Genomic DNA, 16,866 nt, shown 5'->3' with positions numbered 1-16,866 from the left:
CTGCCGGCGGGCAGGGCGCGTGCCCCAGATTGAAACCCCGTCGCCCGACCAGAATCCTTGACAGAACCGCCCCCCCATGCGCCTTTCCGCGCCTTGCAATTCCTCACCTTTTCTTGCTTTCCAAAGATCCTGCCATGACGACCATGCACGCCTACCGCACCCACACCTGCGGCGCCCTGCGGGCGAATGATACCGGCGCGACCGTGCGCGTTTCGGGCTGGATCCACCGCAAGCGCGACCACGGCGGTCTGGTCTTCATTGACCTACGCGATCACTACGGCCTGACCCAGCTGGTCCTGCACCCCGGCACCCCGGGCTTTGACATTGTCGAGCGCCTGCGCGCCGAGAGCGTGATCAAGGTCGACGGCGCGGTCGTGGCCCGCGACGCCGCGGCTGTGAACCCCAACCTGCCGACCGGCGAGATCGAGATTCACGTCACCGCCGTCGAGGTGCTGTCTGAGGCCGCCGAGCTGCCGCTGCCGGTGTTCGGCGAGCCCGACTATCCGGAAGAAATCCGCCTCAAGCACCGCTACCTAGATCTGCGCCGCGAGACCCTGCACAAGAACATCGTCCTGCGCAGCAAGGTGATCCACTCGATCCGCCGCCGCATGGTCGACCAGGGCTTCCTCGAATATCAAACCCCGATCCTGACGGCCTCGTCGCCGGAAGGCGCGCGTGACTTCCTGGTGCCCTCGCGCCTGCATCCCGGCAAGTTCTATGCGCTGCCCCAGGCTCCCCAGCAGTTCAAGCAGCTGCTGATGGTCTCCGGGTTTGACCGCTATTTCCAGATTGCCCCGTGCTTCCGCGACGAAGACCTGCGCGCCGACCGCTCGCTGGAGTTCTACCAGCTCGACGTCGAGATGAGCTTCGTGACACAGGAAGACGTGTTCGCGGCCATCGAGCCGGTGATGCACGGCGTGTTCGAGGAATTCTCGGGCGGCAAGCCGGTGTCGCCGATCTCGGGCACCCACACCTTCACCAATGATTTCGGCGCGACACTGGAGCACACTGGCTTCGAGCGTCTGACCTATGCCCAGTCGATGGCCTGGTACGGCAGCGACAAGCCGGACCTGCGCAACCCGATCAAGATGGCCGATGTCTCCGAGCACTTCCGCGACGGCGGCTTTGGCCTGTTCGCCAGGATCCTCGGCGCGGATCCGAAGAACCGCGTGTGGGCCATTCCCGCGCCGACCGGCGGCAGCCGCGCTTTCTGCGACCGCATGAACAGCTGGGCCCAGGGCGAAGGCCAGCCGGGCCTGGGCTATGTCTTCTGGTCGGAAGACCAGGGTTCGTGGGGCGGCCCGATTGCCAAGAACCTCGGCGAACCGACCCAGGCGCTGATGGAGTCGATGGGTCTGGGCAAGGGCGACGCCGCCTTCTTCGTGGCCGGCGACCCTGCCGTGTTCGCCAAGTTCGCAGGCCTGGCCCGCACCCGCGTCGGCACCGAGCTGAAGCTGGTCGACGAGAACCAGTTCAAGTTCTGCTGGATCGTCGACTTCCCGATGTTCGAGTGGAACGAGGACGAAAAGCGCGTCGACTTCTCGCACAACCCGTTCTCGATGCCGCAGGGCGGTCTGGAGGCCCTGGAGACCCAGGACCCGCTGACCATCCGCGCCTATCAGTACGACATCGTCTGTAACGGCTATGAGCTGTGCTCGGGCGCGATCCGGAACCACAAGCCGGAGATCATGCTGAAAGCCTTCGAGACCGCCGGCTATGGTGCCGAGGTGGTCGAAGAGCAGTTCGGCGGCATGCTGAACGCCTTCCGTTTCGGCGCGCCGCCGCACGGCGGTCTGGCCCCCGGCATCGACCGGATCGTCATGCTGCTGGCCGAGCAGGTCGCCATCCGCGAGGTCATTGCCTTCCCGCTGAACCAGCAGGGCCAGGACCTCCTGATGAACGCTCCGGCCGAGGCCCAGGACCGGCAGTACAAGGAACTGCACATCCGCTCGGCCCCGCCGATCAAGGTCTAGGACGGGAGCCGGGATCCCTGACAGTCAAAGGCCCCGGTCCTTGCGGATCGGGGCCTTTTTGTTGGGGCCGTTCGGGTCGATCAGTATTTGGGAGACTTCGGGGCCTTCGGCGGTTCCGGTGGCTCCGGCGGGGCCTTGGGCATGCTGCGGATCACGATGACCCGGCGCTCGCGCAGGCTGTTGCAGGGCTTGATGGTCAGGCCGCGCGGCAGCCGGGTGGCACTGTCACCACAGGCCTCGTCCATCTGGTCCTGGTCGAGGCCACGGGCCCCGGAAAGGTCCGCACCGCCCAGCATCGCCGACGAGAAGTCGGCCCCGCGCATGTCCGATCCGTTGAAGACAGCCCCGCGCAGATTGGCTCCGGTGAACTCGGCATTGCGGAAGTCCGCCTGGTCAAAGCGCGCGCCGATCAGATTGGCGGCATTGAGCTCGGCATTGCGGAAGTCGGCTTCGCGGGCGTTGACGGACGCCATGTTGGAGCCGGTCAGCTCGGCGTTCGACAGGTTGGCCCGGCTCAGATTGGCACCGACCATGTGCGCGCCGTGCAACTCGGACGACGACAGGTCGGCCCGTTGCAGGCTGGCGTTCTGGAAGTTCGCGCCGCTGCTCGACACGCCCGACATCCGGGCATCCGCGAAATTCGCATTGGCGAAGTTGGCGCCGCGCATCTCGGCTCCCCGCAGGTCGGCGCGGGACAGGTCGGCATGGGCGAAATTCGAACCGTAGAACGCCGCACCCCGCAGATCGGAACCGATCAGGGTCGCATTGGCAAAGTCGGCCCCATTGAACTTGGCCCCGGTCAGCTTGCGGCCGGAAAGCTCGCAATTGGCGCAGGCTCCGCCGAAGGAAACCAGCCGGGCGACGTCCTTGTCGTCAGGGCCCGCCTGGGCCTGTCCGGCCAGGGCCGTCAGGGCCAGCGTCAGGACCGCGAAGGAAACGCCCATACGGGACATCGTAATCTCCAGTCTGCCGAAAGAGGGACGGCGTGAGATACGATTTGGGCCCGGCGGACCTGCAATGCCACTTAAATCGCCGTAATGACAGATGCTTAACGACAGGTCGGGATGGTCAGCCCACGCGGCAGGCGCGTCGCGCCATCACCGCAGGCGCGGTTAAGTTGAGCCTGGCTGAGCCCTCTCGCTCTGTCCATCTCAGCTCCGGAAAAGTTCACGCCGGACAGGATGGCCCCGGAGAAATTGGCACGCTCCAGAAAGGCCCCGACGAAGCTGGCATTGGTCAGGTTCGCCCGGGCGAAGCTCGCCCCACCGAACACACCGCCATAGGCCTCGACGTCACGCAGGTCGCCGCCCGAAAAGTCGGTCCGGTTCATGACAGCGGCTGAAAGGTCCGCCTGACGCAGTCTTGCCCCGGCCAGATTCTTGCCGTTCAGGGTCCGGTTCGCGAGATCGGCCTGAAAGAGGTTGCAGCCCGGGCAGTGGGCTCCGGCCTGCACCCTGGCGATCTGCCCCGCATTCTGGGCCGAGGCCGGCAGGGCAAGACCCGTAGCGAGCAGGGCCAGGGCGAAGGTCTTGGCGAACGAAGTCATCTCGAGGGCGTCCTGTCGGTCGGGCGACCAGACCCTAGCCGTGCAAACTTAAGGCGAGGCAAACGCTCAGGACCCGGTCCCGGGCGAGGCCCTGTCCGACTGCACCCCACAGCTGTCGCAGACCGTAATCCCGCCGCGCTGGGTCAGGGCCATATCCCCGCAGGCCGGACAGACGTCCGCGAGGGTCTCCTGGACGCGGGCCTCGTCCTCGCCCCGACGGCCTCCGAAGGGCAGGAAGACGAGGTTGTCGGGGGCTGCGCCGCGCGAGAAGCCCTTGGAGATGAACTTGCTGGCGGGCAGGGGCTCGGCCTCACTCTCGGTGTCAGCCTTGCCGTGTCCGAGACCGTCCGCATTGAACTCCTGCGGATCGGCATTGGCGAGGTCGTCGCGTCCCAGATACGAGACGCCGAGTTCCCGGAAAATATAGTCCAGGATCGAGGTCGCCGACTTGATCGAGTCATTGCCGGTCACGGGGCCGGCGGGCTCAAACCGGGTGAATACAAAGGCATCGACAAACTCGTCGAGCGGCACGCCGTGCTGCAGCCCCAGCGAGACGGCGATCGCGAAATTGTTCATCAGGCTGCGGAAGGCGGCACCTTCCTTGTGCATGTCGATGAAGATCTCGCCGACCTCACCGTCGTCATATTCGCCGGTATGCAGGTAGACCTTGTGCCCGCCGACGGCTGCCTTCTGGATGTAGCCCTTGCGGCGATCCGGCAGCTTCCGGCGCGAGCGATCACGCTCGATCACCTTCTCGACGACCCGCTCGGTGACAATGGGCTCGACGGCGCGCTGGCGCGGGGCTTCTGCCGGGGCCTCCGGAAGGTCGAGGCGGAAATCGGCAGCCGGGGCCGCGCGTTGCAGGGTCAGGGCTCGCAAACCGGCCCTTGCCGCTGCTGCCTGCAGTCGGACGGCATCGGCCGGCCGGGCATCGAAGGCCAGGGCCAGCGGCTTGGCCGTTGGCTTGCAGCAGAAGGTCTCGACAGCAGCGATCATGGCCAACTGGTCGGCCAGAACGGGCGCTTCGACTGACTGGAACAGATCCCGGATCGTCGCATCCAGGGCCGGGCAGTCGGAGAGGCGGCCCGCGCCAAGGGCGTAGCGCTCGGCCGATGCAACTTCGGCTTCGGAAAAGCCCGCAAAAGCCAGGGTGTCGAAGTCAGACCTGGCCAGAGCCGCCGCCGGAGCGCCGAGGACATCACCGAGGAAGCCGGCACCGATCACCGCGGGCGCAAAGGCCTGCCGCAAGTCAGGCGTCGACCTGAGACCGTCCTCGACCCGCTCGATTTCGTAAGCCGTGAAACCCCGGGCTTGGAGCGTCATGTGATCAAGGGTCGGGGCGTCAGCCAGGGTCCCGTGTCCGACTGCGTGACGACGTGCCGCGTCAAGGTCTATCCCGGCCTCAAGCAGGCAGGCAAAGGCCGCTGCGCTAAACGCCGGAACCAGCAATCCGTCCGCCGTCTGGGTGACCGAAACCGGGTATGAGACACCGGCCCAGCCGAGAGGGCGGCCGCCCAGTCTCAGACCGGCCTCGGCATCGTCGAAAGCCGCCAACAGGCCTGGAGACCGCAGGCCGTGCTTGCGGGCCAGGCCGTGGGCCATCGCCAGGGCTGTCGCAGCCTCGGTGGCGAGGGGCGACTTCAGCGCCGCCGCCCGGACCCGCCGTTCGGCCAGACTCCGGAGAATGCCCTGGCGGTCCTGGAGGAACGCGGGGTCCGAACCCAGGGCACCTGCGGCCTCCGCGCTGGCGGTCAGGGTCGTCCCGGCAGCGAGGGCCCAAACGGCGGCAGCCGCATCACGCCCCTCCGGCCCGGCCAAGGACAGTCCCTGCGCCAGAAGCCAGTCGCCGACACCGGCCAGGCCGATTGAGGCCGGGCGCTCTTCACGATCGATCTCAAGGGCCGTGGCCCAGAGATGCAGAACATAGGTGAAGCCATCGAGATCGAAGGCGTTCTCGACCTGGAACGCCGAGACATCCACAGCGGCGCGCAGTCCCGCGCCCTGGGCAAGGCTGTCGGCATCCTCGGGCGAAAAGGCGAGGGTCAGGGCGCTGCTTTCCCAGCCCACCAGACCGGCGTGGCCGGCATTGTCGTCTCCGGCCGCGACGGCCTGACGGCTCGCCGTCGCGACAAGGCCTTGCAGACGGTCCAGCTTCGTCACGGCAAGTGTCGGCCGGGGCATGCCGGCCAGGGCTATGGCCTCAAAGATCATGCGATCGTCGGCCCCGAGCTCACGGGCGCGCCGGGCCGCCCTCGCCAGGGCGCTGTTCTTCTGGGGATCGGCGCAGGCTCGGCTATCCCCATGGCAGCGCGCTACGGCATCGCCTACCTGGCCGAGGGCGCCATCCAGGATCGCAGAAGCTTTTCGTGCGAGGGCCTGGCTGCGATGCTGTGCGAGATGGAGATCGACCTCGGTTCGAAACTCGATTTCAGCGATATCGGAAAGGCGGTGCGATGCCGGGCTGGTTCCAGCCGGAGAGGCGACGCCGGCCAGCATGGTCTCGAGAAGAGATGTCTCGAAGGCCCGCGCATCATTTTCGTCGGCGAAAACTCCGTCTCTCAGACCTTTGGACGCCAGTCGTCCGGCCAGGCGGGATGGCCCACCGCCGAGCGGGGCGCTGTCTTCGAATTCCCCATCGTTGAGATCCAGCCACGCCTCGACGCGTGCATCGGTCCAGTCGGCCGGGGCGAGAATGTCGGTGACGCGATCGGCGCATTCAAGGGCACGCATCTCCATTCTGGAGACGGGACCACGATAACGGGACTGAATGCGCATGGGCGATTCCGCAACTGAGCGCCAGGAGGTGTTCAGATTAGAGCGCGGCTGGTTCGCCTTCAATAGATGTTGGGGCTTGGGCGCGACTGTCCACAAGATGTTGAAGTGATCCGCCCAAGGGGCGCGCTGGACGCTAGGAGCGACGAGCCGTATAGTCGCGCCGCTTCGTCACGCAAAGCCGCGTTGCCGGAAGCCCTAGCAAATTCGGGTGCCATCGAGTGCTGAAAGCGATCTTTACGTGGTGGAATGGCGCGACCCTGGGTCAGCGTTTCCATATTGGCCGTCGTGGCGTTTTCGTGGGTCAGGACGATTTCGGTAACCGCTACTTCGAAGCGCGGGACGCCAGTGACAGCTATGACAGCCATAAGCGTCGCTGGGTGATCTACGACGGCTATGCCGAAGCCTCCAAGGTTCCTGCAGAGTGGAGCGGCTGGCTCCACTACACCTTCGACGAGCCGCCGACGACGGCACCGCTCCTGCGCCGTGATTGGGAAAAGGACCATACCCCCAACCTCACCGGGACGGTCCACGCCTGGCGGCCGAAGGGCTCGCTGACACGAGGGGGCGAGCGTGCCGTAGCCACAAGCGACTACCAGCCCTGGAAGCCGGAATAGTCCGGGTGGGAGGGCTCTCGGGTTCGGCCGGCGCTGCGCTTGTTGCAGCGGCCTTTATCGCCGGAGGGGCCTATGCCCAGTCGGCAGCCCCCGCGGGTTCACAATCGGTCTCCGCGCCCGTAGCGACTCCCAGCGATCCTGCTCCGGTTCGCGCGTCGGCACCCGTCGTGCAGGAGGCAGCGGCTCCAGCTCTTTCAACAGCCAAGGTTGCGCCTGCTACGAAACCGGAAGTGGTCGAAACAAAGCCCGCCGAGCCCGCGAAGCGGCCTCGCTCAAGCGTGGCCATCATTCAGGCCCTCGACAAGGTCACGACGGAGACCATGCGGTTCGAGGCCCCCGTCGGCCAGCCGATCCGCTACAAGACGCTTATCTTCACGGTTCGGGCCTGCGAGACGTCGGCTGCCGACGAGATTGCACCCGTGACGGCGGCCTATGTCGTCGTTGATACGCAGCCAAAGGCCGTTTCCGGCCGTATCGCTCCGGCGGGGCGGCAAATCTACAAGGGCTGGATGTACGCCAATGCGCCAGGCGTCCATCCGCTGGAGCATCCGGTCTATGATGCCTGGCTGATTGCCTGCAAAGCGTCTTCGCCCGAAGCCCCGGTCGTCAAGCGATAGAAATCGGCCTGGTCCTGCAGGGCCCGTCGCAGTCTTTTCTGATAGTCCGATCGCGATATCTCGGTGGTCCCGAACTGCTTGAGATGATCCGTGATGAACTGGGTATCGAGCAGGCGGTACCCGCCCTCGATCAGTCGGGCGACCAGATGCACCAGCGCAATCTTGCTGGCGTCCCGCCGGATCGAGAACATGCTTTCACCGAAGAAAGCCGATCCCAGGGAAACGCCATAGAGCCCGCCGACGAGGATTCCGTCCGCCCAGCACTCGACGCAATGCGCTGCACCGCGTGAAAACAGGTCGCTGTACATCTTCTGGATCGGTCCATTGATCCAGGTCTCTATGCGCCCCGGACCTGACGCGGCGCAGGCCTCGACCACGGCGTCGAATGCCGTGTCGATCCTGACTTCATAGGGGTCCGATCGGATCGTCCGGGCGAGGCGACGGGGCAGGTGAAAGCCGTCGAGCGGCAGCACACCCCGTCGCTCCGGGTCGATCAGGAAGATGCTCTCATCTTCCCGGGAGTCTGCCATCGGGAAGACCCCGCGCCGATAGCAGGCCACAAGGTCGTCGACCGTGAAGGCGTCCATCTGCGCGGAGAATCCGCTAGCCCTGGGCCTTGATCCAGCGTTCAAGCCAGTGGATGTCGTAGTCACCGGCCAGGATGTCAGGCTGAACAAGGAGGTCCTGGAAGAGCGGGATCGTCGTCTCAATCCCACCGACGACCATTTCGCCGAGGCAACGCTTCAGACGCGCAATGCACTCGGCACGGTCCCGACCGTGCACGATGAGCTTGCCGATCAGGCTGTCATAGTAAGGCGGGATGGAATAGCCGGTGTAGATCGCCGAATCCAGGCGAACCCCCAGACCACCCGGAGCATGGAAGTCGGTGATCGTCCCGGGCGAGGGCGTAAACGTCCGTGCGTTCTCGGCGTTGATCCGGCACTCGATGGCGTGACCTTCGAAGACCACGTCGTCCTGGGTGAAGGACAGCGGCAGGCCCGCAGCAATGCGGATCTGCTCGCGCACCAGGTCGATGCCGGTGATGGCTTCGGTGACCGGGTGTTCGACCTGCAGGCGGGTATTCATCTCGATGAAGAAGAACTCGCCGTTCTCCCACAGGAACTCGATGGTGCCGACGCCCAGATAGCCGATGGCCTTGACCGCATCGACGACGATCTTGCCGATCTTGGCGCGATCGGCTGCGCCGAGGGCGGGCGAGGGAGCTTCTTCCAGCACCTTTTGGTGACGACGCTGCAGCGAGCAGTCGCGCTCGCCCAGATGCACCACATTGCCATGGCTGTCGGCGATGACCTGGATCTCGATGTGGCGCGGCTTCTGGAGATAGCGCTCCATATAGACCGTGTCGTCGCCGAACGCTGCGCGGGCTTCCGAACGGGCGGTCGAAACGGCCTCAGCGAGATCTTCCCGCGTCTGGGCGACCTTCATGCCACGACCGCCACCGCCGGAGGCGGCCTTGATCAACACGGGGAAGCCGATCATCTCGGCCGCCGCAAAAGCCTCTTCCTCGGTCGCAACGCCGCCGTCGGACCCAGGAACGACGGGAATGCCGGCGTCCTTTACGGCCTGCTTGGCCGTAATCTTGTCGCCCATCATCCGGATGTGCTCAGGCTTCGGACCGATGAAGGTGAAGCCGTGAGCGCCCACGATCTCGGCGAAGCGGGCGTTCTCCGAGAGGAAGCCATAGCCGGGGTGGACCGCCTGTGCCCCCGTGATCTCGCAGGCGGCGATGATCGAGGGGATATTCAGATAGCTTTTTGCTGCTGGAGCCGGGCCGATGCAGACGCTCTCGTCGGCGAGGCGCACCCACATCGAATTGGCATCAGCCTCCGAGTGGACAGCCACAGTAGCAATGCCCATTTCCTTGCAGGCCCGGTGAACCCGGAGCGCGATCTCGCCCCGGTTCGCGATCAGGATCTTGTCGAACATGATCTCTACTCGATAACGACGAGGGGTTCGCCGAACTCTACCGGCTGGGCGTCGCCGACCAGAATTTCAACGACCTTGCCGGCCTTGGGAGCTGCGATCGGATTCATGGTCTTCATCGCTTCGACGATGAGGAGCGTTTGTCCGGATGCAACGGTGTCCCCGACCTTGATGAAAGCGTCAGCACCGGGCTGCGGCGACATATAGACCGTGCCGACCATCGGAGACTTCACGATGTCGCCAGTGGCGCGGGTCGGAGCGGCGGGCGCGGCCTCTGCGGGAGCCTCCGGCATCGGTGCAGGGGCAGAAGCCTGCGGAGCATAGGCCTGAGGTGCCTGGACGTAGTTAGTCGTTGCGGCAGAAACGGTCAGTTCGCGGGCAACGCGGATCTTCAGACCAGCATGCTCGACCTCGATTTCTGTCAGGCCTGTGTCCTTCAGGATGTCCGCAAGCTTGCGGACCAGGCGAGCGTCGATCGACGGAGTTTCGACCGGATCGGCGGGAGCCTTGGGATTGGACATGGAAGCGTACCTTGTTCTCTTGAGCACCGGTCGTTTAAGTCGAACCGGGCCGGGACCTATTTTACGCCGATCAGGCCGAAAGCGGCATCGATCGCCAGTTCATAACTCGCTGCGCCAAAGCCGGAGACAATCCCCGTTGCGGCTAGCGAGACGTAGGTGTGGCGGCGGAAGTCTTCCCGCGCCGCCGGGTTGGACAGGTGGCACTCGATCACCGGAATGCTCAGGGTTTTGAGCGCGTCCAGCAAGGCAATCGAGGTGTGGCCATAGCCGGCCGGGTTGATGACCAGGGCTGAAGCAGACTCACGCGCCTCCTGCACCCAGTCGATCAGCATCCCCTCGTGGTTGGACTGACGAAACACAACGGTGCAGCCATGAGACTCCGCCCGCGCCTCACAGCGCGCCCGGACATCGTCAAGCGTGTCCTTACCGTAGATTTCGGGCTCCCGGGTTCCCAACAGGTTGAGATTGGGGCCACTCAGCACATGGATCGGTTTTACCATTCGGCTCCGCCGTCGATTCCGAAGGTCTTGTATAGCCGGTTCCCTCGGGTCACAAGCACGGCTCGCTTTGGAGGTGAGATGAAGCTTTTCCTGAACGGAGAAGAGCGGGAGATTTCCGGGGTCGCAAACGTTGCTGATCTGGTGACCTCGCTCGGTCTTGACGCACGCAAGGTGGCGATAGAGCTCAACCTCGAGATCGTGCCGCGCTCGATCTATTCGGCGACCTCGCTCGTCGAGGGCGACCGGCTCGAGATCGTGACATTCATCGGCGGCGGTTGAGGTTGCGCATTTGAAACCCGGCTGCCGCAGGCGTAAACCGGCTCCATGACCACATCCGTCTCTCCCGAATCCGCTGCCGCCGTCGAAGACACTTGGACTGTCGCCGGCCGGACTTTCCGATCGCGCCTTATTGTCGGCACCGGCAAGTACAAGGACTACGCGACCAACGCGGCAGCCGCGCAGGCCGCCGGGGCCGAGATCGTCACCGTGGCCGTGCGTCGGGTGAACCTCACCGATCCCAGCCAGCCGCTGCTGGTGGACTACGTCAAGCCTACGGAATTCACCTTTCTGCCCAATACCGCTGGTTGCTTTACCGGCGAAGAGGCCGTCCGGACGCTTCGTCTGGCCCGGGAAGCCGGTGGTTGGGACCTCGTGAAGCTTGAAGTTCTCAGCGACCCCAAGACGCTCTATCCGGACATGGAGGAGACGCTGCGCTCGCTGAAGCTGCTCGTCAGTGAAGGCTTCCAGGTCATGGTCTATTGCTCTGATGACCCGGTCTACGCCCGCAAGCTTGAGGAAGCGGGGGCCGTCGCGATCATGCCGCTGGGCGCGCCGATCGGGTCGGGGCTTGGGATCCAGAACCGGGTCAACATGCGCATCATCATCGAGAACGCCAAAGTGCCCGTCCTCGTTGATGCCGGCGTCGGGACCGCATCGGATGCGGCGATCGGCATGGAGCTGGGCTGTGATGCCATCCTGATGAATTCGGCGATCGCAGAAGCCAAGGACCCCATCAGAATGGCCCGTGCGATGAAACATGCCGTCATCGCGGGGCGTGAAGCCTACCTGGCCGGACGCATGCCAAAGCGCCTCTATGCTGATCCCAGCTCGCCGCTAGGCGGGTTGATCTAACCCGCTTTCAGCTTCGACGCCCTGGCATTGGCGATTGCCAGCGTCAGGGCATTCATATCGGCCCCCGGGATGATCTGGTCCCCAATAATGAAGGCTGGTGTGCCTTCAATCGCAAGGGCTTGGGCTAGGGCATGGGTGTCCGCGAGATGCTGGGTCGTTTCAGCTGACGCGCCAGTCGCCTTGGCCTTCTCCACGTCCAGGCCCATGGCCGCAGCGATTCTTAGGGCACCCGCAGCATCAAGGCTCTTCTCGGCCATCAGGGCCTTGTGGAGTTCGAGGGATTTTCCCTGATCCCGCGCACCGAGGAACAGTCTTGCTGCTGCTTCGGAATCCTGGCCGAAAATCACGAAGTCCTTGAACACAAACCGGACATCCGGGTTCTCATTGATCAGCTTGATGATCTCCGGTGTGGCGAGTTTGCAGTAGCCACAACGGTAGTCAAAAAACTCCGTGACCGTGACGACGCCCTTGGGATTGGCAACAAAGTCGCGGGGATCCCGCTCAATGGCCTGACGGTACTGGTTGAGCGCTGCTCGCCCCTGGGCAGCGGCCTTCGAGGCCTGCTTCTGTTCGAGTTTGGCACTCATCTCGAGCAACACTTCAGGGTGTTCCAGCAGGTAAGCCCTGACCTTCTGGCCAAACGCCTCATCAGGCTTTGACGGGGTGCAGGCGGTCATCAGACCAGAGGCCAGCAGGATTGCAGCAGCGGCGACACCGGAACGGCGGGGCAGGGGCATGATGTCTCGAACTTGATGAGGGGGTGTCAACGGCGCAGGTCGGACTGCGTGGCGCCTTCCTTGGCCAGGTCCTTGAGGTCCTGGTTGCTGGGACGGGAGGCCAGTACGATATCCGTGGCTCGCCGCCATTCAGGCGTATCCTTGGTCAGTAGTTCGCGCGCCCGCATGGCGAAAATCCTCGCCTCCTGCGGCGCACCCAGCGAAAAGTACTGCTCTGCGGTGGCCAGACGCGCATCGCCGTCGCGGCCCTGGGTGTCATAGGCCTGAGCCAGCAGCCGCCAGGTCACAGCATTATCGCCGTCGTTCAGCAGTGAGCGTTTCAGCTCCTGAACACCTTCCTCGACTTTCTTGGGGTCCTTGAGACCGATCAGGGTCTGGCCCAGATTGATTCTGAGAAGCGGCGCGTCCGGCTTGAGCGCAACAGAACGACGTTGGGGCGCTTCGGCCTGTTCAACCCGGTTGAACTCGAACAGCACCTGGCCCTTCAGCTCCCAGAGATACGGGTTGTCTTCGTTCTCGGTGAGCAACTGGTCGATGAGCTTGAGAGCCCGGTCGGGTTCCTTCATCTGATAATAGGCGATCGCACGGGCGTAGCGGGCCGGGAAGCTGCGATCGTTTTCCTTGTACTTCATGAGAGCAACCTGGGGGTTGAGAAACCCCTCCAGCTTGGCCCGCATGATCTGGTGTTCGGCGAGATCCTCGGGGCTGTCCACGGCGTCGTAGTGCGCCTGCCTCACAACCCTGCTCCTGAGGGTTTCGATCCGCTCTGAAGACAGAGGGTGGCTCCGGAAATAGGCGAAGCGCCGGGCCTGGTCGAAGACCTCCTGATATCGGAAGTTGTCGAAAAACTCGACGAGGCCACGACCAGACTGACCCGTCGCCTCCAGAAACCCTGCTGCAGCCTGGTCCGCGCGCGATTCCTGGTCACGGCTGTAACCCAGCGCGCCCAGGGTCCCGAAATAGGAGGCGTTGCCGAGCAGGACGGCTCCGGCGTCCGGAGCTCCCGCCAGAGCCGCAAGGACGCCGAGGCCCATGGTCAGGATCATCGGCTTGAGCCCGGCTCGCATCATTTCCGCCGACCGGATCGGGTGTCCGCCGGCAAGGTGACCGGTTTCGTGAGCAATGACGCCCTTCAACTGATTGGGGGTCTCGGACTGAAGGATGAGGCCCGTGTTGAGGCCCATCTGCAGTCCCTGGGTCGCAAAAGCGTTCAGGGACTTGTCGCCGACCAGCAGGATGCGAACAGTTCTGGAATCCAGCCCGGCGGCTTCGAAGATCGGGTCTGCGTCGCGATGCAGGATCTCTTCGATTTCGGTGTCGCGGATCAGCGAGGGGCCGTCCTGAGCGATTGCCGGCTGGGCGAGGCTGACAGTCGCGACGACGGCGACGGAGCATAGAGCGCGAAACCGGTTTTGCGCCCACCGCGTGCGGGAGGTCATGCACTGTCTCCTGATCGCGCCCCCGCGATAGAGGCCAGACTATGCCGTAAAGGACATCGGTGTGAACCGGCCTGTTTGGCGCGCTGACTCATATAGGTATCGTGGGTGGCCGGGGGAGCCCCGACCACCCACGATCTTAATCAGCTCCGGCGCCACCAGCCGCGACGCGGCTTCGCAGGCGGATCGGAGATTTCGGCAGGATCAGGTTCAACCGGAGCGGCCGGATCTGCGGTTTCAGGTTCCGCTTCGGTGATCGAAACGGCCGCATCGATCTGCGCTGCGGCTTCCGACGTCAACTCGGCCGTGACCGTGGCTTCGGCAACCGGCTCAGCGACTAGAGTGGCCGACTCTTCGGCCACTGCGGCCTCAGGTTCGGCCTGGGCCTCGATGACCACTTCAACGGCGGCCTCGGTGGCATCAGCCTTACGACCACGCGACCGCGGACGACGCGCTTTTTTGGGCGCGTCTTCAGAGGGGGCGGGCAGTTCCACCCAGATATCACCGGGAGGAGCCACGATAACAGCCGGAGCCACAATCAGGGCCTCAGCCTCAACGACTGCCTCGGCCGGTGTGGGGCGGGCCTCGCGTTCTGGACGGCGCTCGTTACGTTCCGAGCGAACCCGGTCCGGGGCGCGTTCCGCAGGCCGGCGAGCATCACCACCCCGTGCATCGAGCGCCGCCGGGTCGTGCCAGGCAAAGGCGCTGTCGCCGAACGGGACCCGCGGGCGAATCCACACGAAGGCATCACTCGGACGATCACCATCCTCACGGCCACCACGACGGCCGCCGCGGCGACCGCGCCGACGCCGGCGGCGGCGAGCCTCCTCGTCTTCGCCTTCGATGGCGAAATCGCCCCGTTCACCATCAACCTCAGCGTCCGAGTCGAGGTCTGCATCCTCATCTGAACCTGCGGCCGTGTCTGCCGGAGCGTCATCGCGACGTCCGCGCCGACGGCGCTTGCGCTTGCGATTCCGATCGCCTTCATCATCGGCGACTTCAGGTTTGGACTTTCCACGGGCGGGCGAGCGCGCCGAAGCCGAATCATCGTCTTCGTCTTCGCGCTCGACGGCCTCTTCGTCGATGAACTCGTCTTCTTCGTCCTCGTCCTCATCGTCGTAGGCGACGTCGTCGGCCAGGTCGGGCTCCGAGAGCGGCGCCGGCGTAAAGGCGATCCGCTCGCCCAACTCGGTTCGCTCGATCTCGCTGTCGGCGGCATGCAGGGTGTCGTCGACCAGGACGGTCACGAACAGACCATGGGTCTGCTGCAGGCGCAGCAGATAGGCGCGCTTCTCGTTGAGAATATAGATGCCGACCGCGCGAGCCACCTTCAGCGTGATGGCTCCGCTGCCCTTCAGGGCCTCAACCTCGACGGCACGAAGGGCGGCGAGGGCGCTGGACTCCACAGAGCGAACCCGGCCCGTACCTTCGCAGTGCTCGCAAACGTGGGTCGTCCCCTCCAGCACGCCGGTCCGACGACGCTGGCGGCTGATCTCCATGAGACCAAAGCCACTGATCTTGCCCATCTGGATGCGAGCGCGATCGTCCTTCAGGGCGTCCTTCAGGACCTTCTCAACGGTGCGGTTGTTCTTGGCTTCATCCATGTCGATGAAGTCGATGACGATAAGACCCGCGAGATCCCGGAGCCTGAGCTGGCGGGCAGCTTCTTCGGCGGCTTCGGTATTGGTTTTCAGCGCTGTCGCTTCAATGTTGCGTTCGCGCGTCGCCTTCCCGGAGTTCACGTCGATCGCCACCAGGGCTTCGGTCTGGTTGATCACCAGGTAACCGCCCGAGCGCAGGGGGACGACCGGCGAATAGATCTGCGCCAGATGGTCTTCGATGCGGTGCTTGACGAAGATCGGGGCCGGGTCCTGGTAGTGGAAGACCTTCTTGGCCTGGCTGGGCATGAGCATGCGCATGAAGTCGCGCGCCTCGCGGAAGCCGGCCTCGCCCTCAACCCAGATGCCTTCCAGCTCCTTGTCGTACATGTCGCGGATGGCGCGTTTGACGAGGTCCTCTTCCTCGTAGATCAGCGCCGGGGCGACCGAGTGAAGGGTCGTCTCGCGGATGTTTTCCCAAAGGCGCAGCAGATAGTCGTAGTCGCGCTTGATCTCGGCCTTGGTGCGCTTGGCTCCTGCCGTGCGAACAATCAGGCCCATGCCTTGCGGCACATCCAGGCTCTGAACCACGCTCTTCAGGCGCTTGCGGTCGGTCACCGTCGTGATCTTGCGGCTGATGCCACCGCCACGCGCGGTGTTGGGCATCAGCACGCCATAGCGGCCGGCAAGCGACAGGTAGGTGGTCAGGGCCGCGCCCTTGTTGCCGCGCTCTTCCTTGACGACCTGAACCAGCATGATCTGCCGGCGGCGGATCACTTCCTGGATCTTGTACTTGCGCATGAGGCGGCGCTTGCGGCGCGCCAGCTCCTCTTCGACGGCGTCTTCCTCGTCATCGACGTGATCGCCATCGTCATCGTCGTCACCGCGACGGCCGACCGGATGGTCATCCTCATCATCGTGCGAGTCATCGCGCATCAGCGCTTCACGGTCAGCGACCGGGATCTGGTAATAGTCGGGATGGATCTCGTTGAAGGCGAGGAACCCGTGGCGGTTGCCACCATACTCGATGAACGCAGCCTGGAGGCTGGGTTCAACGCGGGTTACCTTGGCGAGATAGATATTTCCGCGAAGCTGTTTGCGGGTCTGGCTTTCGAAATCGAACTCTTCAACCCGGGTTCCGTCCACGACGACCACACGCGTCTCTTCGGCGTGTGCTGCGTCGATCAGCATCTTCTTCGACATAAAGGGAATCTCCACGGCGCACGGCGAGCTCTGGGCTCGGGCGCCGATATGAAAGACAGGCGCGCGCGTCACCGCCCGTCGCTCCGCCAGTGCGGTTGCGAGAGGTCGGATGCCAAAGGCGGACGGGTGCGGCGCAGCCCATGAGGTTTCTGTTTTCTCCACCGTGCCGTGAGGCTCGGGCAGGAAGTTTGACCGGGTCGCGCCGGGTTGGCGCGGAACGGATGGCGCGTCGTCGCCAAAAGGCGGAGAGCCCGACGCGGGCTCCGCAGGC

Annotated in this window: 16 protein-coding genes; 5 read left to right on the top strand and 11 right to left on the bottom strand. The window is 64.5% G+C overall.

What is annotated here, in order from left to right; genetic code table 11:
• Positions 1-134: 134 nt before the first annotated feature.
• Positions 135-1,973, top strand: a complete 1,839-nt coding sequence (gene aspS, locus DBR10_RS06465) for an aspartate--tRNA ligase (protein ID WP_199223577.1) — start codon at positions 135-137, stop codon at positions 1,971-1,973.
• 80 nt (positions 1,974-2,053) lie between these two features.
• Here aspS and DBR10_RS06460 read toward each other — a convergent pair whose 3' ends face one another.
• From DBR10_RS06460 to DBR10_RS06450, 3 genes are all read right to left on the bottom strand, one after another.
• Complete coding sequence (locus DBR10_RS06460; protein WP_108505628.1) at positions 2,054-2,926, bottom strand: pentapeptide repeat-containing protein; 873 nt, start codon at positions 2,924-2,926, stop codon at positions 2,054-2,056.
• 95 nt (positions 2,927-3,021) lie between these two features.
• Positions 3,022-3,519, bottom strand: coding sequence for a pentapeptide repeat-containing protein (locus DBR10_RS06455; protein WP_108505629.1), 498 nt, complete (start codon positions 3,517-3,519; stop codon positions 3,022-3,024).
• A 66-nt stretch (positions 3,520-3,585) separates the two neighbouring features.
• Positions 3,586-6,294, bottom strand: a complete 2,709-nt coding sequence (locus DBR10_RS06450) for a TSCPD domain-containing protein (RefSeq protein WP_108505630.1) — start codon at positions 6,292-6,294, stop codon at positions 3,586-3,588.
• 218 nt (positions 6,295-6,512) lie between these two features.
• Here DBR10_RS06450 and DBR10_RS06445 point away from each other — a divergent pair, with 218 nt between their 5' ends.
• Entirely contained in the window at positions 6,513-6,908 is a 396-nt protein-coding gene (locus DBR10_RS06445) for an NADH:ubiquinone oxidoreductase subunit NDUFA12 (protein WP_108505631.1), read from the top strand.
• Positions 6,909-7,186: 278 nt separating this feature from the next.
• On the top strand, positions 7,187-7,525 hold the full coding sequence (locus DBR10_RS20460) for a DUF2155 domain-containing protein (protein ID WP_369831648.1): 339 nt from the start codon (positions 7,187-7,189) through the stop codon (positions 7,523-7,525).
• Here the strand turns inward: DBR10_RS20460 and aat are convergent.
• The 4 genes from aat to aroQ are packed head-to-tail and all read right to left on the bottom strand — an operon-like array spanning position 7,462 to position 10,490.
• The gene (aat, locus tag DBR10_RS06435) at positions 7,462-8,112 is read right to left on the bottom strand and encodes a leucyl/phenylalanyl-tRNA--protein transferase (protein WP_108503605.1); all 651 of its coding nucleotides are present in this window, start codon (positions 8,110-8,112) and stop codon (positions 7,462-7,464) included. The two genes, DBR10_RS20460 and aat, sit on opposite strands and share 64 nt — an antisense overlap.
• A 16-nt stretch (positions 8,113-8,128) precedes the next feature.
• Positions 8,129-9,472, bottom strand: a complete 1,344-nt coding sequence (gene accC, locus DBR10_RS06430; RefSeq protein WP_108503606.1) for an acetyl-CoA carboxylase biotin carboxylase subunit — start codon at positions 9,470-9,472, stop codon at positions 8,129-8,131.
• Between the two features lie 5 nt (positions 9,473-9,477).
• Complete coding sequence (gene accB, locus DBR10_RS06425; protein ID WP_108503607.1) at positions 9,478-9,990, bottom strand: acetyl-CoA carboxylase biotin carboxyl carrier protein; 513 nt, start codon at positions 9,988-9,990, stop codon at positions 9,478-9,480.
• Positions 9,991-10,046: 56 nt separating this feature from the next.
• The gene (gene aroQ, locus DBR10_RS06420) at positions 10,047-10,490 is read right to left on the bottom strand and encodes a type II 3-dehydroquinate dehydratase (protein WP_108503608.1); all 444 of its coding nucleotides are present in this window, start codon (positions 10,488-10,490) and stop codon (positions 10,047-10,049) included.
• A gap of 78 nt (positions 10,491-10,568) precedes the next feature.
• Here aroQ and thiS point away from each other — a divergent pair, with 78 nt between their 5' ends.
• Positions 10,569-10,769 (top strand): sulfur carrier protein ThiS, encoded by a 201-nt coding sequence (gene thiS / locus DBR10_RS19265; RefSeq protein WP_108503609.1) that lies wholly within the window; start codon positions 10,569-10,571, stop codon positions 10,767-10,769.
• A 45-nt stretch (positions 10,770-10,814) separates the two neighbouring features.
• A complete protein-coding gene (locus DBR10_RS06415; RefSeq protein ID WP_108504805.1) occupies positions 10,815-11,621 on the top strand; it encodes a thiazole synthase in 807 nt (268 codons plus the stop codon).
• On the opposite strand, the gene DBR10_RS06410 is transcribed toward DBR10_RS06415, so the two are convergent.
• From DBR10_RS06410 to DBR10_RS06395, 4 genes are all read right to left on the bottom strand, one after another.
• Positions 11,618-12,358, bottom strand: a complete 741-nt coding sequence (locus tag DBR10_RS06410; RefSeq protein WP_108504806.1) for a DsbA family protein — start codon at positions 12,356-12,358, stop codon at positions 11,618-11,620. The genes DBR10_RS06415 and DBR10_RS06410 overlap by 4 nt on opposite strands.
• 26 nt (positions 12,359-12,384) lie before the next feature.
• Entirely contained in the window at positions 12,385-13,797 is a 1,413-nt protein-coding gene (locus tag DBR10_RS06405; protein ID WP_108490332.1) for a M48 family metalloprotease, read from the bottom strand.
• Between the two features lie 140 nt (positions 13,798-13,937).
• Positions 13,938-16,595, bottom strand: coding sequence for an Rne/Rng family ribonuclease (locus DBR10_RS06400; protein ID WP_108503737.1), 2,658 nt, complete (start codon positions 16,593-16,595; stop codon positions 13,938-13,940).
• On the bottom strand, positions 16,519-16,737 hold the full coding sequence (locus DBR10_RS06395) for a hypothetical protein (RefSeq protein ID WP_108503736.1): 219 nt from the start codon (positions 16,735-16,737) through the stop codon (positions 16,519-16,521). The genes DBR10_RS06400 and DBR10_RS06395 overlap by 77 nt, the downstream gene beginning before the upstream one ends.
• Between the last annotated feature and the right edge of the window lie 129 nt (positions 16,738-16,866).

It is taken from the genome of Caulobacter sp. HMWF025 (assembly GCF_003060965.1).
In the GTDB taxonomy this organism is placed as follows: domain Bacteria; phylum Pseudomonadota; class Alphaproteobacteria; order Caulobacterales; family Caulobacteraceae; genus Caulobacter.
This window is presented reverse-complemented; position numbering and strand designations above follow the sequence as displayed.